Annotated in this window: 14 protein-coding genes; 7 read left to right on the top strand and 7 right to left on the bottom strand. The window is 64.3% G+C overall.

The annotated features are described in order from the left end of the window. Positions 1-17: 17 nt before the first annotated feature. The gene (locus GSQ75_RS11270) at positions 18-833 is read right to left on the bottom strand and encodes a helix-turn-helix transcriptional regulator (RefSeq protein ID WP_158754970.1); all 816 of its coding nucleotides are present in this window, start codon (positions 831-833) and stop codon (positions 18-20) included. A 246-nt stretch (positions 834-1,079) separates the two neighbouring features. Between GSQ75_RS11270 and GSQ75_RS11265 the strand changes: the two genes are divergently transcribed. The 5 genes from GSQ75_RS11265 to GSQ75_RS11245 all read left to right on the top strand — a co-directional run bounded on the left by GSQ75_RS11265 (position 1,080) and on the right by GSQ75_RS11245 (position 6,236). Beyond that, the gene (locus GSQ75_RS11265) at positions 1,080-1,334 is read left to right on the top strand and encodes a hypothetical protein (RefSeq protein ID WP_254058558.1); all 255 of its coding nucleotides are present in this window, start codon (positions 1,080-1,082) and stop codon (positions 1,332-1,334) included. 60 nt (positions 1,335-1,394) lie between these two features. Then, positions 1,395-1,874 carry a MarR family transcriptional regulator gene (locus GSQ75_RS11260; protein ID WP_158754968.1) on the top strand — a complete coding sequence of 160 codons (480 nt, stop codon included), beginning with the start codon at positions 1,395-1,397 and terminating at the stop codon, positions 1,872-1,874. Positions 1,875-1,900: 26 nt separating this feature from the next. Then, on the top strand, positions 1,901-3,361 hold the full coding sequence (locus GSQ75_RS11255) for an efflux transporter outer membrane subunit (RefSeq protein ID WP_158754967.1): 1,461 nt from the start codon (positions 1,901-1,903) through the stop codon (positions 3,359-3,361). Between the two features lie 9 nt (positions 3,362-3,370). Next, positions 3,371-4,621, top strand: coding sequence for an HlyD family efflux transporter periplasmic adaptor subunit (locus GSQ75_RS11250; RefSeq protein WP_158754966.1), 1,251 nt, complete (start codon positions 3,371-3,373; stop codon positions 4,619-4,621). Positions 4,622-4,709: 88 nt separating this feature from the next. After that, a complete protein-coding gene (locus GSQ75_RS11245; RefSeq protein ID WP_158754965.1) occupies positions 4,710-6,236 on the top strand; it encodes a DHA2 family efflux MFS transporter permease subunit in 1,527 nt (508 codons plus the stop codon). Between the two features lie 90 nt (positions 6,237-6,326). Here the strand turns inward: GSQ75_RS11245 and GSQ75_RS11240 are convergent, their stop codons facing one another. The 3 genes from GSQ75_RS11240 to GSQ75_RS11230 all read right to left on the bottom strand — a co-directional run bounded on the left by GSQ75_RS11240 (position 6,327) and on the right by GSQ75_RS11230 (position 10,008). Next, positions 6,327-6,872, bottom strand: coding sequence for an acyloxyacyl hydrolase (locus GSQ75_RS11240; RefSeq protein ID WP_174236723.1), 546 nt, complete (start codon positions 6,870-6,872; stop codon positions 6,327-6,329). Positions 6,873-7,090: 218 nt separating this feature from the next. Beyond that, the gene (locus GSQ75_RS11235) at positions 7,091-8,578 is read right to left on the bottom strand and encodes a pitrilysin family protein (RefSeq protein WP_158754964.1); all 1,488 of its coding nucleotides are present in this window, start codon (positions 8,576-8,578) and stop codon (positions 7,091-7,093) included. Between the two features lie 41 nt (positions 8,579-8,619). After that, a complete protein-coding gene (locus GSQ75_RS11230; RefSeq protein ID WP_158754963.1) occupies positions 8,620-10,008 on the bottom strand; it encodes a pitrilysin family protein in 1,389 nt (462 codons plus the stop codon). Positions 10,009-10,166: 158 nt separating this feature from the next. Between GSQ75_RS11230 and GSQ75_RS11225 the strand changes: the two genes are divergently transcribed. Both GSQ75_RS11225 and GSQ75_RS11220 read left to right on the top strand, forming a co-directional pair. Beyond that, positions 10,167-10,760 (top strand): DUF2239 family protein, encoded by a 594-nt coding sequence (locus GSQ75_RS11225; protein ID WP_158754962.1) that lies wholly within the window; start codon positions 10,167-10,169, stop codon positions 10,758-10,760. A gap of 84 nt (positions 10,761-10,844) precedes the next feature. Then, the gene (locus tag GSQ75_RS11220; protein WP_158754961.1) at positions 10,845-12,134 is read left to right on the top strand and encodes an MFS transporter; all 1,290 of its coding nucleotides are present in this window, start codon (positions 10,845-10,847) and stop codon (positions 12,132-12,134) included. 20 nt (positions 12,135-12,154) lie between these two features. Here the strand turns inward: GSQ75_RS11220 and GSQ75_RS11215 are convergent, their stop codons facing one another. The 3 genes from GSQ75_RS11215 to btuB form a co-directional block, all read right to left on the bottom strand. Then, entirely contained in the window at positions 12,155-15,334 is a 3,180-nt protein-coding gene (locus GSQ75_RS11215) for an efflux RND transporter permease subunit (RefSeq protein ID WP_158754960.1), read from the bottom strand. A gap of 249 nt (positions 15,335-15,583) precedes the next feature. After that, positions 15,584-18,742: an efflux RND transporter permease subunit gene (locus GSQ75_RS11210; protein WP_158754959.1), complete on the bottom strand. Its 3,159-nt coding sequence runs from the start codon at positions 18,740-18,742 to the stop codon at positions 15,584-15,586. A 270-nt stretch (positions 18,743-19,012) separates the two neighbouring features. Continuing rightward, positions 19,013-20,986: a TonB-dependent vitamin B12 receptor gene (gene btuB, locus GSQ75_RS11205; protein ID WP_254058538.1), complete on the bottom strand. Its 1,974-nt coding sequence runs from the start codon at positions 20,984-20,986 to the stop codon at positions 19,013-19,015. Positions 20,987-21,061: the final 75 nt, after the last annotated feature.

The following is a 21,061-nucleotide window of genomic DNA, read 5'->3' as shown; positions in this document are numbered from 1 at the left end:
TCTGGGCGTCACCTTGATCACGCCGGTGATGGATGCAGCGCGAAGTAGCGTCCCGGTGATTGCCCGAAGCTGCGCCGAAACATCGCCACGAAGGCGCTCACGCTGGCGTAGCCGAGCGCGTCGGCGACGCTGGCGACCGGCTCGCCTTCGGCCAGTTGCTCCATCGCGCGGCAGAGCCGCGCCTGCTGGCGCCACTGCGCGAAACTCAGCGCGGTCTCGGCGCGGAACAATCGACTGAGGCTGCGTGCGGACAAGCCGGCCCACGCCGCCCAGTCTTCAAGGCTGCGGTTGTCGTGCGGCTGTTCGAGCACCGCCTGGGCAATGCGCAACAGCCGGCGGTCGAGCGGCATCGGCAAGTGCAGCGATTCGTGCGGCGCGCGGCGCATCTCGTCCAGCAGCACCGCCATCACTCGATCCTGTTCTGCGTCCAGCCGCTCGTGCCAGGTCCACGCGCTGGCGCGACACACCAGTGCACGCATCAGCTCGGTGACGCCGATCACGCAGGGATGCTTTGGCAGGCCGTGCTCGATGTCCGGCGTGATGAATACGCCCCAGCCACTCATCACTCCGCTGATGCTGACCGTGTGCAGCTCGCCCGGCGGCATCCAGCCGGCCCGATGCGGCGGCAGCATCCATGAGCCGTGCCCGGTATGCACATGGACGAGGCCGCTCTCGACGCAGAAGAACTGCCCGCGCAGATGGCGGTGCCAGTCGTAGGTCTGGGTGTCCTCGCCGTATTCACTGGTAGCTTCGCGCTCGATCCGGTAGGCGATCAGCGCGGGGCCGCCGACCTGCTCGATCAGTTCGTGGACTTGCTGTTTGGAGGGCGTCATGGCCGGTTCTCGACATAAGTTGACCAAATAACGTTATCAGCTTGCCTGTGGCCATGCCTATGCTTTCGTGTGCCTGGACCACGATCCGGCACCGCCGCCGCTGCCATCGCTCGCGGCCTCCGCCAATGCCGTAAATGCCCGCTCGCAGTCACACCCGGCACCGTCCGCGCGTGCCTGCTGCAGATGCCCGCGCACAGCTGCGTTTCAATCGAGGATCACCTCATGTCACCGACCAAGCTGCTTTCCATGAAGTCCAAACTGGCGGCGTCTCCGCTGGAAACCTTTGTCGCCTGCGCCCACCAGATGCTCGACCCCGCCACTCCCGAGCCAGTCCGCCGGGCGATGGAGCCACGACTGCTGGCGCAACTGCCGGCGCTGCGGGCATTGGGCGTATTCGAACTGTTCGAATTGCGTGATCCGGCCATGCGCACCTGGCTGGCCGACGAACTGGAGGGCCCCGGGGCCGATTTCCAGCGGACCCATCCGGTCTTTTTGCTGTAACAAACATAAACAGGCATATATTTGCCTTGACAAATATAATTTCGGCAATAGAATGCCGGCATGAAGCAGAACGACCACCCCTTAACCCCATCCATTACCAATGAATCCCACGCGCCGAGCCTGGGCATGCTGCTGACCATGGTGCGCGCCGAAATGGTGCGTGCGATCGAGGCCGAACTCGCCAGCAAGGGCCTGGACCTCAGCTTTACCCAGTACCTGATCCTGAAGAAGTCACAGCAGCTGGGTGCGGTGTCGGCGACGGAACTGGCCCGCGCGGTGGAATTGGATGGTGGCGCGATGACGCGCCAGTTGGACCAGCTGGAGCGCAAGGGCTATCTGCGCCGCTCGCCGCACGAACAGGATCGCCGCGCACTGCGCATCGAACTGACCGAGGCAGGCAATACGGTCTGGCAGAACACCGCCTCCGTTTGCAGCCAGCGCGTGATGAATGCTGCCCAGCGCTCGCTCGACGACACCGAGCAAACGCAATTGCACGACTACCTGGAGCGCGTGCTGCACGCGCTTCGCAACAAAAACTGACTCTATCTTTAACCGGACATCAATCCATGCGTCTGCATCTTCTTGCGGCTGCCACTACCCTGACTCTCGCGTTGGCCGGTTGCGCCAGCAGCGGCGGCCTGCGCCCGGATGGCACGCCGATCGATCCCTCCACACTCAAGGCCGAGCGCAGCCTGGCCAATGTGCAGGTGTCCGCGGCGGCGTGGCCGAAGCAGGACTGGTGGACCGGACTGGGTGATCCGCAGCTCGATACGCTGATCGCCGAGGCGCTGCACGACAACCCGACACTCGCCATGGCTGACGCGCGTGCGCGCAGCGCGCAGGCTGAGGCTGGCGCCGCCGAGGCGGCGCGCCAGCCGACCGTGAATGTCGGCGCCAGCGTGGCGGAAGCGTTCATTCCAACCTCGATCCCCGCACTGGGCAGCGGGCATCTCGGCGCAGCCAAGTACGTATACGGCAGTTTCAACTGGAGCCTGGATCTGTGGGGCGGCCAGCGCGCCGCCTGGGAAGCTGCGCTGGGCCAGGCACGCGCTGCACAGATCGATGCCCAGGCTGCACGCATCGAGCTGTCGACGAATGTGGCACGCGCCTATGCGCAACTGGGTTATGCCTTTGCGCAGCAGGACGTGGCGGCGGCAGAACTGCAGCGTGCGAGCGCGGCACGCGACCTGACGCACCAGCGCGTGGTCGCCGGCATCGACAACCAGATCCAGCTCAAGCAGAGCGATTCCGAAGTCGCCAGCGCGCAAGGGCAAAAGGCCCTGGCCGATCGCGCCATCGATGCGGCGCGTTCGTCATTGTCGGTGTTGCTCGGCAAGGGGCCGGATCGTGGGCTCGATATCGGTCGTCCGCAATTGTTGCCGCCGGGCGCGTTGATCGTGCCGTCCGATGTCCCGGTAGATCTGGTCGGCCATCGCGCTGACCTGGTGGCCGCGCGCTGGCGCGTGGAAGCTTCGGCCAAGGACATCAAGGCGGCCAAGACCGAATTCCTGCCGAATGTGAACATCGGTGCACTGGCCGGTCTGATCGGTCTCGGCGGCGGCAATCTCTTCACTTTGCCGAACCGCTTCTACGAAGTCGCGCCGGCGATCAGCCTGCCGATCTTCGACGGCGGTCGCCGTCGTGCCAACTTGAACAGCAAGGATGCGCAGTTCGACTACGCTGCGGCGCAGTACAACCAGACGCTGGTACAGGCGCTCAACGAAGTATCCGACGATTACGATGCGCTCAACTCGCTGCAGCAACAGGTTGATGCGCAGCAGCGCGCGTTCAATGCCGCCAACGGTGCGTGGAAGCTGGCCGAGCAGCGCTACAAGGCCGGCATCGGCAGCTACCTGGAGGCACTCAGCGTACGCCAGGAGCTGCTGGTCGCCGAACAGCGCATGGCTGCATTGCACGCGCAACAGGTCGATCTCTCCGTGCAACTGATCCAGGCGCTCGGCGGCGGCTTCCGGCCGCAGGCCGGTGATGCCGATGTATCCGCCACTTCCCCATCTACTCGTTCCTGAGGCAGACACATGTCCAGCCAGACTTCCACCCCGGCCGAAAACTCGGCCGTCCCATCCGCGAATACTGCAGCACCTGACACGGCCGCCTCGAATACGACGGCGCCGAACGCGGCAGCACCTGCGAAGAACTCGCGCGGCCTGCTGTTGCGCCTGCTCGGCGTGATCGTGGTGCTCGGCATCATCGCCTGGGCATTGTGGTATTTCCTCGACGGCCGCTGGTACGAGGGCACCGACGATGCCTACGTCAACGGCAACGTGGTGCAGATCACCCCGCAAATCGCCGGCACGGTAGTTAGCATCGGTGCCGACGATGGCGACTTGGTGCACGCGGGTGAGGTGCTGGTGCAGTTCGACCCGAGCGACGCCGACGTGGCGCTCGCCGAGGCGAAAGCCAACCTCGCCAATACCGTGCGCAAAGTGCGCGGGCTGTACAGCAACGTCAACGGCGCCCAAGCCGATGTGGCCCAGCGCAAGGTTGCGGTGGACAAGGCGCGTGCCGACTACAACCGGCGCGTCGCACTGGCCAAGTCCGGTGCCATCTCGGCCGAGGAGCTGTCGCACGCCAGCGACGCGCTGACCAGCGCGGAAAGCGGCCTGATCACCTCGCAGCAGCAGTACCAGACCAGCAAGGTGCTGGTCGACGACACCGTGGTCGCCTCGCATCCTGATGTACAGGCTGCAGCGGCCAGGTTGCGGGCAGCATTCCTCGATGACGTGCGGGCCACGCTGGTGGCGCCGGTGGATGGCTATGTGGCCAAACGCTCGGTGCAGGTCGGCCAGCGCGTGCAGCCGGGTGCACCGCTGATGGCCGTGGTGCCATTGCATGGCGTGTGGGTGGATGCGAACTTCAAGGAAACCCAGCTTGCCAAGATGCGCCTCGGTCAGCCGGTGGAAATCGATTCCGATGTCTACGGCGGATCTGTGAAGTACAAGGGCAAGGTGGAGAGCCTTGGCGTCGGCACTGGCAGCGCGTTCTCGTTGCTGCCCGCGCAGAACGCCACCGGCAACTGGATCAAGATCGTGCAGCGTATTCCGGTACGCGTCTTCTTCGACGATCCGAAGCAGCTCGATCAGCACCCACTGCGACTGGGCATGTCGATGAACGTGACGGTCAACCTGCATGACCAGAGCGGCGCGACGCTGGCACAGCAGTCGCCGACGCAACCGGCATTCAGCACCGACATCTACAAGCAGCAACTGGTCAAGGCCGATGCGGCGATCACGCAGATCATTCACGCCAACATGGCTGGCAGTAAATAACAACGGCAACTCCCTCCCCTGCAACCGAAGGGAGTCCCTTTCGGGACAAGCAGAGGAGGAGTGGATCCCACATCACTGACCGATACTGATGACCGCCCAATTCCGCCCACCCAATCTCGCGCTGTGCACAATCGGTCTGTCGCTGGCTACCTTCATGCAGGTGCTGGATACGACGATTGCCAACGTGTCGTTGCCGACCATCGCCGGCAACCTCGGCGTCAGCAACGACCAGAGCACCTGGGTGATCACCTCGTTCGCGGTGAGCATGGCGATCTCGCTGCCACTGACCGGCTTCCTCACCCGCCGCTTCGGCGAAGTGACACTGTTTGTCTGGTCCACCCTGCTGTTCGCGCTGACTTCGTTCCTGTGCGGCATTTCGCAGAGCATGGGCATGCTGATCGTGTTCCGCGCGATCCAGGGCGCCGTGGCCGGACCGATGTATCCGATCACGCAGAGTCTGCTGATCGGCATCTATCCACCGGCCAAACGTGGCATGGCACTGGCACTGCTGGCGATGGTGACGGTGGTGGCACCGATCGCCGGTCCGATCCTCGGCGGTCTGATCACCGACAACTATTCGTGGCCGTGGATCTTCTTCATCAACGTGCCGATCGGCATCTTCGCCAGCATGGTGGTGGCGAACCAGATGAAGGGACGCACAGAGACGACCACGCGCCCGAAGGTCGATTACGTCGGACTGATCACGCTGATCATCGGCGTGGGCGCACTGCAGATCGTGCTCGACAAGGGCAACGACGATGACTGGTTCAACTCCACCTTCATCATCGTCACCAGCATCATCTCGGCCATCAGCATCGCGATCTTCCTGATCTGGGAGCTCACCGACAAGGATCCGATCGTCGATCTGAAGCTGTTCCGCCATCGCAATTTCAGCGCCGGCACGCTGGCGCTGGTGCTCGCCTACGCGGCATTCTTCGCGATCGGCCTGCTGGTACCGTTGTGGCTGCAGCAGAACCTCGGCTACACCTCGACCTGGGCCGGTTACGCCACCGCGCCGCTGGGGGTGATCCCGGTGCTGCTGACCTTCTTCGTCGGCAAATACGCCACGCACTTCGACCTGCGCCTGCTCGCGTCGGCGGCGTTTGTGGTAATGGGCGTGACCTGTTTCATGCGGTCCGGCTTCTATCTGGATATCGATTTCTACCACGTGGCGATGGTGCAGCTGCTGCAGGGTCTTGGTGTGGCGCTGTTCTTCATGCCGATCCTGACCATTCTGCTGTCCGACCTGAAGCAGAACGAGATCGCCTCCGGTTCCGGGTTGGCCACGTTCCTGCGCACACTGGGCGGTAGTTTCGCGGCCTCGATCACCACCTTGCTGTGGGACCGTCGCGCGGTGCTGCATCACGCGCAGCTGGCACAGACCATAACCCCCTATAGCCCCACCACGCAGGCAGCGATGAGCCAACTCGGCCAGGGCAATAGTCAATTTGGCGGCAGCGTCATCAATGGGATGATCACCCAGCAAGCTTTTCAGATCTCGTTCAACGAGGTCTTCCGCATGCTGGGCTGGGTCTTCATCGGCCTGGTGTTCGTGATCTGGCTGGCCAAGCCCCCGTTCAGCGCGAAAGCCGGCACTGCCGCGGGCGGCCACTGAGCAGAGCGCGGAATACCTTTGCTCATCATGAAAGCGGCGGCCAGAAGCCGCCGCTTTCATATATGCCGGTCACCTTCGCACTGTTAATGGCTACAGATCAAAGCCCACGCCCAGCAAAGCCATGGTTTCGCCACGGTTGGGACGGTGCAGATCGCCGTTGGAAATGTGCCGGACCTGCACGCTGAAACGTCGTCCCTGCCAGCCCAGCGTGCTGACGAATTCGTACGGTGAGCTGAGCGCCAGCGTGCGCCCCGTGTGCAGGGCCGGCTGGAAACTGAAGAACAGCGATCGATACCAGTCGCCCGGATCGCCATAGCGGATGCGTGCTCCGCCCGCCGCCAGCCAGATCTGGTCGCGTGTGCTGTAGCGGTGGCCGTCGTAGCGGTAGTTGTCGTAGTTGGAGATGTCACGGCCATCGAGCCAGCCCAGCGAGACATCCGGCGACCAGCTGAAGCGGCTGTTGCCGATGCGGTGTTCGTCGAAGACGCCTTCGACAAAAAACGTGTCCGCAGCAGAACTGTCCATGTAGCTGACGCCACCCTGGATTTCCAGGCGTGTGTCGGCCACCGCAGGCAAGGCCAGTGAAACAAGGGAAAACGCGAGGGCCACGCGGAGTGACTTGGCAGGCAAATGCATAAGGAACCTATGAGGATAGGGGCGTGATGTATTTGTGTACCAATTAGTATACTTAACTGTGTTGTGTTCAGGTGAAGCCTTTGGGCACCCAAGATGAACACTGTGTTTCGTCAGGCGCCCCGACAACATGCCCGGGGCGACGTGGCGTTATCCGGCACAGCCGCGTACAAAAAACCCCGGCAGCCGCCGGGGTTTTCGAGACAGTCGATGCCGCTGGTTTATCGCACAGTGGTGATCGCCGCTGGTGCAACCGGCTGCAGGCTAGGACTGTCGAGGTCGAGCGCGGTCGCTTGCAGCAGCTCCGCTTTCGGATGCGCCTGGCGGATCGCATCGCCGAACTGCACGGCGTCACCAACCACCACCACCTTGCTGCCGTCGGCATCCAGATGCTTGTGCGCATATGCTTCGATCTGCTTCGGCGTGACCGCCTGCACCTGCGCGATGTACTTGCCGATCTCGTCCAGTTTCACGCTGTACACCGCCAGGTCGCCGACCTGCGCGGCCAGTCCGGCAGTGGTCTCCAGGCTGCGGCCGTAGCTGCCGATCAGGGTCGCCTTGCGTGCGGCCAGCTCCTGCGCATCAACCTTCGTCGTGCCCAGGCGGTTGAACTCACCCAGCATCAGGTCAACCACCTGCGGCGCCGACGGGTTCTTGGTCTGCGCCGCGGCCAGCCACATGCCGGCATCGCCCAGCGACTGCAGCCGGCTGGTGGCCCCATAGGACAGCCCGCGCTTGATGCGGATCTCTTCGTTCAGGCGCGCCGAATACGAACCGCCCAGTACCGCGTTGGCCACCGTGCCGACGTAATAATTGGCGTCGTTGCGCGGCGGCGCGGCATGCGCGGCAACCACGCCGGCCTGGCCGGCACCATGCTGGTCGATCAGCAGAATCGCCGGCAGGCGGCTGGCGCCGATGCCCGCCGGCCGCACCGGCAGCGGTGTGGCTGGCTTCTGCCAGTCGCCGAAACTGCTCTGCGCCAGCTGCTCCGCCTGCGCCGGGGTGATGTCGCCGGTGAGCACCAGGATCGCGTTGTCCGGCCGGTACAGCCAGTCGTGCAGATGCTGCACATCGGTGCGGGTGATCCGCGCGATCGAGGCCGGCGTGCCGCTGCGCGAATGGCCGTAGGCACCATCACCGAACACGCCGCGACCGGCCACCAGCGAGGCCAGTGCGGTCGGCCGGCTCAGCGTCAGGTGCAGGTCATCGACCGCCTGCGCCTGCGCGCGCTTGAGTTCGTCCGCGCTGAAATCCGGCTGGCGCACCACCTCGGCCAGCAGACTCAATGCCTGCGGGAGCTTCGGCGTGGTCACCGTAATACCTACCGCGCTTTCATCCCAGCCCGCCGCTGCGTTCAACGAACCGCCCAGGGTCTCGGCGGCGGCGGCGATCTGCGGCGCCGTCTTGCCGGCGGCGCCCTTGCTCAGCAGGTTCGCGGTGAGGTCGGCCAGGCCGCCCAGTTGTGGTGGGTCCATCTCGCCGCCACTGCGCAGCACCAGCTGCGCGGTGACCAGCGGCAGGCCAGCGCGCCGCACGCTGACTACCCGCAGCCCGTTCGCCAGTGTCTGGGAGGATGGCGTCGGCACGGTCAGTTTCGGGGCTGGGCCCGGGGCCGGTGGCGTGGCTGGAAAACCCTGATCGGCAACCACGACAGGCGAGCTTGCCAGCACGACGCCGGTGGCAATCAGCGCAGCCGTAAAGACGGCCATACGAAATGCGCTTCTGCAATAACAGGTTATGTCACGATTATTCATTTCACTGCTCCATTGCCCGTTGCTGGCGTGCTCTTGGCAGCTTGTGGCAAGTAATCGATGGTGACGCTGTGCGCACCGGTCACATATTTCTGCAGCACGCGATGCACGTCTTCCTCGGTGACTTTCTGCAACGCGACAAGATCGGTATTGGCGTGTTCCGCGCCACCATCGATCAGGCTCGCCTGCCCCAGTGCAAACGCGACGCCCTGCGCGGTCTGCCGCTGCTTGAGTTCGGCGGTCAGCAGCTGGGTCTTCACCTTGTCGAGTTCGGCGGCGGAAATCGGCTGGGTCGCCAGCCAGATGATTTCCTCATGCAACAACTTCTCCGCCTCGGCCGGCTGATGGCCACTGGCGAGAATCGCGTCGACCGTGAACAAGCCCGGCCCAACCCGGGCGTCGACATCGGCACCAATCTGCTGGGCGATCTGGTGGCGATACACCAGCGACTGGTACAGCCGCGACGAGTCACCTTGCGACAGCAACGCAGCAGCAATCTGCAGCGGGATGATGTCGGCGCTCTCGGCCGCTGGTGGGATCAGCCAGGTAATCGCGACTGCAGGCAGCGGTGCGGTTTCGCTGGTGACGGTGTAGCGCAGGTTCTTCTTGCGCGGTGGTTCCTGCACGGTGACCTGCGGTACCGGCGTGGCCGGCTTCGCGATCGCGCCGAAATACTGGTCGACCCATGTATCGAGCTGCTTCGGATCGAAATCGCCAGCGACGATCAGGGTCGCGTTGTCCGGCCGGTAGAAGGTGTTGTGGAAATCGATCACGTTCTGCAACGAGGCCGCTTCCAGCTCCTCGATGCTGCCGATGGTCGGACGCTTGTAGGGATGCACCGTGTACGAATACGGGTCGATCGCGTTGAACAGCTTGCCGTAGGGATTGGCCAATACGCTCTGGCGGTACTCCTCCTCCACCACCGCGCGTTCGGACTTGAAGTTCGGCTCGTCCACATTGAGGTTGGACAACCGCTCGGCCTCGGCCCACAGCAGGGTCTGCAGGTAATTGCTCGGCACGATCTCGAAGTAGTTGGTGGCGTCATCGCCGGTGGAGGCATTGTTGGCACCGCCAACGTCCTCGGTCAGCCGGTCCATCTGCTCGGCGTGCATGTGCTTCGTGCTCTTGAACATCAGGTGCTCGAACAAGTGCGCGAAGCCGGAACGCCCCTGCGGGTCGTCCTTGGAGCCGACGTGGTACCACATCTGCACCGCCACATTCGGACTGGCGTGATCCTCCACGCTGATCACCTGCAGGCCGTTCGGCAAGGTGCGCTGCTGGTACTGGATCGGCGGAATGCTCAGTTCGGCCGCGGCCAGTGGCGGCGACAACACTGCGAACAAGGTGAGTGAAGCAAGCAACATGGCCGGGCGCAAACGCTTGGTCATCCCTTCAATCCCTTCGGGTCAAAACCTAACCATAGCAAGCCGATGGAGCGGCATGCGCATAACTTCCGGGCCATGGCGGAACTTTTTACCCGGACATTATTGACAACTTATTTGATCCGGGTAAAAATAAGTCGCCTATTCTCGCCGGATCAAAGCACATGCCTCACCGCGATAACCTCGCTTGCAGTGCCTTCGTCGGCAATCGCCTGATTGCCGACGGTGCGCTGGCCGACGTGGTCCGTGCAGCGAAACGGGCTCTCGATGCCGGCGCGCGTGACCCCATGCTGATTTTCGACAACCACGACAGCCGCCAGATCGAAGTGGATTTTCGCGGTACCGAGCATCAGGTACTGGCGCGCCTGCCCCAGGTTGAAGCCGTGCCGGAACCTGCCGCACGCGGCCCGGGCCGACCGAAGCTGGGCGTGGTTCCGCGCGAGGTCACCCTGCTGCCGCGTCACTGGGACTGGCTTGGCGAGCAGCCGGGCGGTGCCTCGGCCATGCTGCGGCGACTGGTCGAGCAAGCCTTGCGTGGTCATGGCGCAAAAGACCGTGCACGGCACGCGATGGAAGCGGTCGACCGCTTCATGCTCGCGATGACCGGTGATTTTGCCGGTCACGAGGAAGCATCGCGGGCGTTTTACCGGCGCGACCGCGAGCGTTTCATCGCACTGACCGAACCGTGGCCCGTCGATGTGCGCGATCATCTGCGCCGACTGGCCACGGTCTCCTGGGATGAGACAGGCGCTAACTGATTTCCGTCGCAGCAATCGTGGCATCGCTTTCAAACTCACTTCAGCAACGCGGCAGTTCGCAGACAGCCGATCAAGGACCTCCCGATGCAGACCTCCTCCCGCAGTTCGCTGTTTGCCAACCATAATTTCGCCCTGCTGTTCGGCGGCAGCACGATCTCGGCGATCGGCGACCAGTTCACCCTGGTGGCGTTGCCGTGGCTGGTGCTGAAGCTCACCGGCGATCCAGCCGCGCTTGGCCTGGTGCTGGCGGCGATCGCGCTGCCGCGAGCCGTATTCATGCTGATCGGCGGCGCGGTGGTGGATCGGATGTCACCGCGGCGGGTCTTGCTCGGCGCACGCGCGATCAATGCGTTGCTGGTCAGCCTGCTCGCGCTGCTGGTGCTGGCCGGCTCGATCCAGATGTGGATGATCTACGCGATCGCCTTGGGCATCGGCCTGTCCACTGCGTTTGCCTATCCGGCGGGTTCGGCGATCCTGCCGCAGCTGGTGGAACCGCAGCAGTTGCAGCCGGCCAATGCGCTGTTCATGGGCATGCGCCAGCTGAGCATGATTATCGGCCCAGTGCTGGCCGGCCTGGTGATCGGCATCGCTGCCCATGCGGGGCAGCCACAGGCAGTTGCTGACGCCCGCGGACTCGGGCTGGCCTTTAGCGTGGATGCGCTGAGCTTCCTGTTCTCGCTCGGCTCACTGATGCTGGTGCGCATCCACAGCGACCACCACCCGAAGGCACCGGAGGGCAGCGTGCTGACTAACGTCGTCAGTGGTATCCGTACTATCTGGGCCGACCTGCCACTGCGCGCGTTCATCCTCTATGTCGCGGTGGTGTCGGTGTTCGTCGGCGGCCCGATCCAGGTTGGCCTGCCGGTGCTGGCCGATACCCGACTGGATCTGGGCGCCGCGTCGCTGGGCATCCTGATGACCGCCAACGGCGTCGGCATGCTGCTGGGCAGTTTTCTTTCCGGCATCGTCACCAAGCTGGTACGTAGCCGGCTGGGCCTGATGGTGCTGGGTATCGACAGCCTCGCCGGGCTGGCGCTGGCCACGATGGCGCTGGTGCACTCGACGTTCGCCGGCGCCGCGCTGCTAACCGCCACCGGCATGCTGGGTGGCATCGCGCAGATCGCCATCTTTAGCTGGATCCAACGCCGGGTGGCACCGGAGATGATGGGACGCACCATGAGCGTGCTGATGTTCACCTTCATGGGCCTGGGCCCGTTGTCGGCCATGATCGCTGGCAAACTGCTGAAGGTGATCTCGTTGCCAGCGCTGTTCGTTGGCGCGGGATTGACGCTGACCGCAATCGCGCTCTGCTGCATGACCAGTCCGGCACTGCGCAGCATCGGCGCAGCGCGGCCGGCGACGGAAGCCGGCTGAGGCTTCGGTAAGGTGCGCCACTATTTCGGCAGCGCCGGCATCTGCTGCTGCAACGCCCGCTGACGCTGGATTTCGGCGCGCAGTCGTTTGCGCTTCGCCTTGCGTTCGCGGCGGTCGTGTTGCCACAGGTAGATCGCCGGGGTACTGAGCAAGGTCAGCAGCTGCGACACGAACAGGCCGCCGAGGATGGCGATGCCGAGCGGCTGGCGCATCTCCGAGCCGTAGCCGAAACCGATCGCCAGCGGCAGCGCGGCGCCCATCGCCACCAGGGTGGTCATCGTGATCGGGCGGAATCGCACCAACGCGGCTTCGCGGATCGCCTCCGGCGGCGTGTGGCCGTGCTCGCGCTCGGCGACCAGGGCGAAGTCGACCATCAGGATCGCGTTCTTCTTGACGATGCCGATCAGCATCAGCACCGCGATCACCGACATCAGGGTGAGCTGGGTATGCGTGACCAGCATCGCGAGAAACGCGCCCATGCCCGCCGCCGGCAAGGTGGAGAGGATGGTCAGCGGATGGATCAGGCTCTCGTAGAGAATGCCAAGCACCACGTACATCACCAGGATCACCGCCAGCAGCATGATCAGCGCATTGTTCAAGGTATCGACCAGATTCTGGTTGTCGCCGGTGTACTTCTGCTGCACGCCAGGCGGCAGCTGCGCGGCAAAGATCGCCTGATCAACCAGCTTCAGGCCATCCGCCTGGGTAACACCCTTGGCCAGGTTGTAATTGAGCGAGGCCGACTCGAGCTGGTTGTAATGGCTGATGGTGACCGGCGCGATACCGGGCTGGATCCGCGCCAGCGCCGACAGTGGGATCATTTTCCCGAGCGAGTTGCGCACATAGGTATTCAGCAGGGTGCTCGGGCTCAGCGACTCCGCACTGTCGGCGGTGAGCACCACCTGGTACTGGTTGATGTCCGAATAGATTATCGACACCTGGTTCTGGCCGAACGCGTCATACAGCGCCGAATCGACCTGGCCCATGCCCACGTTGAGGCGGGCGGCAACATTGCGATCCACCTGCAGCATCTGCTGCCTGCCGATGCTGTCGAAGCTGGTGGTGACGTCGCGGAACTGCTTCATGCCGCGCATGACCCGCGCCAGTTGCAAGGTGGGCTCCTGCAGTGCGGTGCCGTCATTGCTGCTGAGCTGGAATGAATACTGACCCTGGCCGCCACTACTAGGTCCACCGCCCTGGATGAACTGCACCGCAGTCAGCGAGACGTCGAGGTCAGTCACCGTCTTGTAGTACTTGTCCAGCCGGTCGACCACGGTCTGCGCCGAGTCGTGCCGATCGCCCGGACCATCGCCGAGCGGCTTGAGATCGACGAACAGCACGGACTTGTTGCCCACCGCGCCATTGTTGTTGCCGCCGCTGCCGAGAATGGTGGAGACATCAAGCACCGCCGGATCGGCCTGTATGACGGCAGCCATCGCCCGCGTGCGGGTAGCCAGCAGGTCGGGCGAGATGTTCGCGTCGGCGGTGATCTGCGCCTGCAGCAGGCCGGTGTCTTCCTTCGGCATCAGGCCGCCGCCGGCAACCTTGGCCACCACGATCGCCAGCAGCACGGTCAACACCAGCAGGATCGGTGGTTGCCAGCGCATGATGCGGCGATGGTGCATCGCCCAGTCCAGCCCGCGCTCGTAGATGCGCAGCATGCCGTTGTCGAAACGCTCCGCCATGCGCTCCAGCCGACCCGGTGCACGAGCACCCTCCGCCTCGTGCAGCAACCAGCTGCCACACAACGCCGGCGTGAGCGTGAGCGAGACCAGAGCGGAGATCACGATGGTGGCGATCAGGGTCACCGCGAACTCACGCATCAGCGTGGTGAAGATGTTGTTGCCGAACACCATCGGCCCGAACACCGCGATCAGCGACAGCGTGATCGAGATCACCGTGAAGCCGATCTCCTGCACACCGGTGAGCGCAGCCTGCAGCGGCGCCGTGCCCCGTTCCATGTGGCGCACGATGTTCTCGATCACCACGATCGCGTCGTCCACCACGAAGCCCACGCACAACACCAGCGCCACCAGCGAGAAGATGTTGAGCGTGAAGCCGAGCATCCACATCAGCACGAACGCGCCGGCCAGCGACAGCGGCACGCTGAACATGGCGATCACGGTGGGCCGCACGCGGCGCAGGAAGACCAGCATCACCAGCGCCACCATCACGATGCTCATCAGCAGCGCCACCTCCACCTCGTGCAGCGCGGATTCGGTGGTCGGCGTGAGGTCGAAGATCGGGGTGATCTGTACATCGGCCGGCAGCAGGTTGTGGAACGTCGGCAACGCGGCACGGATCGCCTCGACGGTGGCCACCGCGTTCGCCTCCGGCCGTTTGCTGATCTGCATCGTCACCGCGCGGGTGCCGTTGAACCACGCCGCCGCGTACTGGTCCTGCTGCCCGCTGCTGATCGTGGCCACGTCCGACAGCCGTACCGGAATGCCGTTGCGGCTGGCGATCACCAGCGAGGCGAAGTCCTGCGCAGTCTGCAGCGAGTCGTTGGCGGTCACTGTCATCTGCGTGTGGCCGTTGCTCAGCGTGCCCTGCGGCGAGGTGACATTGGCCGCACGCAGCGTGTTCGCCACGTCGTTCGCGGTGATGCCCTTGCTGGCCAGCGTGGCGGTATTCAGTGCGATCCGCACCGCGTGCGGCGCGCCACCGGACACCGTCACCTGCGCCACGCCGGGGATTTGCGCCACCGCCGGCTTCAGCAAGGTGTCGGTGAGGTCGTACAACTTGTCCGGTGGCAGACTGGTGGAGGTGAGCGACACCAGCAATACCGGAATCTGCGAGGTGTCGAACTTGATGTAGTTCGGCGGGCTGGGCATGCCCGACGGCAGGTCGGCGGAGGCAGCATTGATCGCCGCCTGCACGTCGAGCGCGGCCTTGTCGGCGTTGCGGCTCATGTCGAAGATGATCTGGATCTGCGCGCCACCTTCGCTGGCGCTGGAGAACATCTGCTTGATCCCGGCGATACGCCCGAGATGCCGTTCCAGCGGCGCCACCACCGTGGTGGCCATGGTCTGCGCACTCGCGCCGGGCATCTGCGCAAACACCGCCACGCCGGGAAACTGGATCGACGGGAAGGCCGCCACGCCCAGCAGCAGGTAGGCCCACACTCCGGCCAGTATCAAGCCGATGGCAAGCAGGGAGGTGCCGGCGGGGCGGCGGATCAGTGGGGCAAAGATATTCATGGCGCTTCCATGGCCCGCAAGCATAGTGGCGAGCTGCCATTCTCCGGCATGCTCACGGCGGACAACAGGGTAACTGCAACTGCGGGCATCCGGGTCATGTCGGCTTTGTGCCAGCGGCGGCGCCGTCGGATGTGCCCGAAGGGTCTCACCCTCGTCATGCCGGCGCAGGCCGGCATCGCTTCAAGAGGCGTTACCAGTTGTTCCGGGTAGCAAAGCGATGCCGGCTTGCGCCGGGATGACGGGAGAGTGTCAGGTTGCCGGCTGCAACTTCAGCCGGCGCTTCTCCGCACGCCGCGCACGCCGCGCGGCCTTGCGGATCTTGCGATCGTAATTCCACAGGTAGATCGCCGGCGTGCTGAGCAAGGTGAGCAGCTGTGACACCAGCAGGCCACCGACGATCGCGATGCCGAGCGGCTGGCGCATCTCCGAGCCGATGCCGAAACCGATCGCCAGCGGCAGCGCCGCACCCATCGCCACCAGGGTGGTCATGGTGATCGGACGGAAGCGCACCAATGCCGCCTCGCGGATCGCCTCGGGTGCGGACAGGCCACGGGTTCGCTCCGCCACCAGGGCGAAGTCGACCATCAGGATCGCGTTTTTCTTGACGATGCCGATCAGCATCAGGATTGCGATGATCGCCATCAGGCTGAGCTGCGTATGGGTGACCAGCAGCGCCAGAAAAGCGCCTGCACCAGCCGCTGGCAGGGTGGACAGGATCGTCAGCGGATGGCCGAGGCTTTCGTAGAGGATGCCCAGCACGATGTACATCGCCACGATCGCCGCCAGCAACAGAATGTAGCCACTGCTCTCCGCCTGCTGCAGGCGTTGGTTGGCGCCGGTGAAATCCACCCGCATGCCATCCGGCAACTGGATCGCCAGCGCGGCCTGGTTGATCAGCTTGATGCCCTGATCCTGCGGCACGTCCTTGGCCAGGTTGTAGTTAATCGTGGCCGCTTCCTGCTGGTCGTGATGGCGGATTTTCATCGGGCTCAGGTTGGGTTCGATCCTGGCCAGCGCCGACAGCGGGATCATCCTCCCCTGCGTATTGCGAACATAGCTGTTGAGCAGCGACTGCGCGCTGATCGATTCGGCCGCGCTGGTGTCCAGCACCACGCGATACTGGTTGAGATCCGAATAGATCACCGACACCTGGCGCTGGCCGAATGAGTTCTCCAACACCGTATCGATCGCGCCCATGCTGACCTGCAGGCGCGACGCGACGTCACGGTCCACCTTCAGCATCTGCTGCTTGCCGACCTGGTCGAAACTGCTGCTGACGTCCTTGAACTCTTTCAACGTGCGCAGTTGCTGCACCATCTTCAGCGCCCACGGCTGCAGGTCGCCGCCATTGCTGCTGACCAGCTGGAATTCGTACTGGCCGGCATTGTCACCACTGCCACCACCGCCGAGGAACTGCACCGGGCTCAGCGCCACCTTCACGTCCGGCAGCTTGTCGTACTGCTTGCCGAGCCGCTCCATCAGTACCTTGATGTTCTCGTGACGATCGTTCGGCCCGCTGCCGCGCGGTTTCAGATCGACGAACATGGTCGCCCCATTGCCCACCGCAGTGCCGCCGCCGTTGGCACCGAGCAGGGTGAGCACATCGACCGCATCGGGCTCGGCCTGCATCATCTTCGCCACCTGCTGCGCACGTGCGGCCATCAGGCCGGGCGAGATGTTGGTATCAGCGGTGATGTCGACCTGAATCTGGCCGGTGTCCTCGTCCGGCATGAAGGTGCCGCCGGCAGTCTTCACCACCGCGGCCCCCAGGGCGAAGGTGAGCAGCAGCAGGATCAACGGTTGCCAGCGCATGATGCGGCGATGGTGCATGGCCCAGTCGAGTGACCGTTCGTAGCGCCGGTGCAGGCTGCGATCGAAGCGTTCCACCATCTGCTCGATCCGCGACGGCGCGCTAGCGTCATCGGCACGGTCGTGTTTGAGGTAGCGCCCGCACAACGCCGGCGTGAGGGTCAGAGACACGATCGCCGAGATCACCACCGCCGCGGTTAGCGTGACCGAGAACTCGCGCAGCAGCAGCACCAGCACGTTGTTGCCGAACAGCAACGGAGCAAATACCGCAATCAGCGACAACGTGATCGAGATCACCGTGAAGCCGATCTCGCGCACGCCGATCAGCGATGCCTCCAGTGGCTCTTCTCCGTGCTCCATGTGCCGCACGATGTTCTCGATCACCACGATTGCATCGTCCACCACGAAGCCGATGCACAGCACCAGCGCTACCAGCGACAGCGTGTTCAGGCTGTAACCGAACGCCCACATCACCACGAAGGCACCGGCCAGCGACAACGGCACGCTGAGCATGGCGATCAGCGTCGGGCGCAACCGCCGCAGGAACACCAGCATCACCAGCGCGACCAGGGCGATCGAGATCAGCAGCGCAATCTCGACTTCGTGCAGCGCCGACTTGGTGGTCTGGGTAAGGTCGAACACCGGCGTGATCACGATATTCGCCGGCAGCGACGCGCGCAGTTGCGGCAGCTTCGCGCGGATCGCCTCGACCGTGGCTACCGCATTCGCTTCGGGCCGTTTGGTGATCTGCATGGCGACGGTGCGGGCGCCGTTGAACCAGCCCATCTGATACTTGTCCTGCTGGCCGGCATAGACCCTGGCTACGTCGGACAACCGTACCGGCACACCCTTGTTGGTGGCGATCAGCAGACTCGCGAATTCCTCCGGCTGCTGCAGCGCGTCGTTGGCCTGCACGGTCATCTGCGAATGGCCGTCGCTGAGAATGCCCTGCGGCGAAGCCACATTGGCGGCGATCAGGGCATTGCTGACGTCATTGGCAGTCAGCCCTTTGGCGGCCAGGGCGTGGGTATCCAGGTCGACCCGCACCGCATGCGGCGTCCCGCCGAACACCTGCACCTGGGCCACGCCGGGAATCTGCGCCACTGCCGGCTCCAGCAAGGTCTCCGTCAGGTCGTACAACTTGTCCGGCGGCATGCCGTTCGAGGTGAGCGTGATCAGCAGGATCGGCAGCGATGAGGTGTCGGCCTTGAAGTAGGTCGGCGGGCTGGGCATGCCTGAGGGCAGGTCGGCGGAAGCGGCGTTGATCGCCGCCTGCACGTCGCGTGCGGCCTTGTCGACCTTGCGCCCGAAGTTGAAGCGCACGATCACCGTGGCTGAACCCTCGGAGGCATTGCCGTACATTTCCTCGACGCCGGGTATCTGCCCGAGATGGCGTTCCAGCGGTGCCAGCACGGTGCTGGCCATGGTCTGCGTGCTGGCGCCGGGCTGCGCGGCCTGCACGAACACCGCCGGGAATTCCATCGACGGCAAAGCCGCCACGCCGAGCAGCAGATAGGCGCACAAACCGGCCAGGATCAGGCCAAGGGCGAGCAGCGAGGTACCGGCCGGCCGGCGGATCAGGGGGGCAAAGATATTCATGGCGCTTCCGTGGCCAGCAAGCATAGCGCTGAGGTGTTGCCGACAGACAGCAACCGCGCCGCAGGCAGCATGTGGGCGACAGCAGGGGCAGACGTTTCGATCATGCGGGCTTTATGCCTGCACTCGCGCCCCGGCGTATGTGCCTGAAGTCCACACCCTGTCGGAAGGCAGGGGTGCGAACTTCCCTATTCGTGCCGCCCTGTCCGTGCGGCCTCCTCCACTCCATGGACCGACACCGCCGGCTTCCGTGCCGGCGGTTCATGCAACAGCTCAGTGCGTGGACGGGCTGTAACGCAGGGTCAGGTACCAGGTGCGACCAGGCTGGTTGAAGTAGTACGCGGTCTCGTACTCCTTATCGAGCGCATTGGCCAGCTTCGCCTCGACCTGCCAGTCGGCGGTGAAGTGCCAGCTGGCACGCAGCGCCAGCGTGCTGTAGCCACCGAGGCGGTTCTGGTTGGCGGCATCGTCGTAGCTCTTGCCGGCGGCGTACCAGGTGGTACCGACGCCGAAGTCACCGAAGCGACGGTCGATGTCGATGCGCGCGGTGCGCTCCGGGCGACGTGGCAGCAGGTTGCCGTTGTTGGCATCGCCAGCGCCACCGTCGTCCTTCGGTTGCTGCAGGGTCAGATAGCCTTGTACCTGCCAGCCATCCAGGTTCGCGCCGAGCTGGCCTTCCAGGCCGCGGATACGCGCCTTGCTGACGTTGTACGGCACGTAGTTCTGGCTGGGGTCGAGCAGGATCAGGTCGTCGATGTCGGTCTGGTAGGCATTCAAGGCCCAGTTCCAGATGCCGAGTTTCTGACTCAGCCCCAGTTCGCCGCTGCGCGACTTCTCCGGCTTGAGATTCGGATTGGCCGACGGGATGCCGCCGTACGGCGGGTAGTACAGGTCGTTGAAGGTTGGCGCATGGAAGGCCGTGCCATAGCTGGCCATCAGGCGCAGGTCGTGATCGAAGTTGTAGCCCCAGGCCAGCGCGCCGGTATCGTGGCCGCCGTACTGCGAGTTGTCATCATGCCGCGCGGACAGCTGTACCTCGTTGCGGCCGAACGTGCCCTGGTACTGCGCATAGGTGCCGGTGTCGTTGCGGTCGTCGGCCAGGTAGCCGGTGCTGCTGTCGAGGTGCTCCTGCTGGTAATCCACACCGACCGTCAGCAGCTGGTTCGAGGCCAGCGCGATGTCGTTCTGCCACGAGAACTGGTTGCGCTGCGAGTTGTAAAAACCGGTCTGCGCAAGCGGGTAGTAGGTGCCGTAGTAGGTGCCCTGGTAATACGTCGTGGCGAGGTCCTTGCTCTGCCCCGCATTCAGCGTGACCTTCCATATATCCAGCGGAGTGAAGCTCAGCCGCACGCCAGCCACGCGCTGCTCGTTGACGGCGTCGTTGCCGCCATAGGGACTACCGGCATATTCCACGTCGTTCTTGCTGCGCAACCAGGTGAAAGCCAGCTCGGTGCCGTTGTCCCAGCGGTAGCCGGCATTCGCCGCGCCGTTCCAGTTGCGGTAGGCGTCGTCGCGCGGATCGTCCACGAAGCAGCCGGCACCGTTGCCGCCGTTGGCCTCGGCCGCGCCGAACTTGCAGCCGGGAAAGCCGCTGGTGTACTCGCCACCCAGGCTGACGTTGTACCAGGCGTGCTGGTCGCCGCCGGACAAGCCCGCCTGGCTGCCGAACAGGCCGTTGCTACCAGCCGTCATGCTCAGCGACGGCGTCATACCGCCATCGGCCTGACCGTGCCGGGTAAAGATCTGGATCACGCCGCCGATCGCGTCGGCGCCGTACAGGCTCGAACGCGGGCCGCGCACGATCTCGATGCGCTCGATCTGCTCCACCGGAATCTGCTCCAGCGAGGCGAAGCCCGCCGTCACCGAGCCGATTCGCACGCCATCGATCAGCACCAGCGTATGGGTGGAATTGGTGCCGCGCAGGAACAGTGTGCTCTCCTGGCCAAGGCCGCCGCTCTGGACCAGGTTCACGCCCGGCAGTCCGGTCAGCAGGTCGATCACGGACACCGGCTGCAGCCGCTCGATATCGGCGCGGGTGATCACGGTGACCGACGACAGCGCATCGTCCACGGTAATCGGGGTGCGTGTAGCGGTGACGATCACCGGATCAAATGCTGTCGCATTGTTCTGGCCGGTCACGTCGTTCTGATCGGCTGCATGGGCAGCCATCATGCAGCTCAGGAGTGCTGCTGCCAGCAAGGTCTTCTTCAAGGTCGTTCCCCAGCCGCGCACCCGCGCACGGCTCATGCGTTCAATGAGCTGGCAGCAGACGCAGGAAGAAAGACGGAACGACGGGCAGGCAGGGTCGCCACACGCGTGGTT

Source organism: Dyella sp. S184 (assembly GCF_009766065.1).
GTDB lineage: Bacteria > Pseudomonadota > Gammaproteobacteria > Xanthomonadales > Rhodanobacteraceae > Rhodanobacter.
The sequence above is the reverse complement of the archived record's forward strand: the minus strand, read 5'-3'. Positions and strand labels throughout refer to the sequence as shown.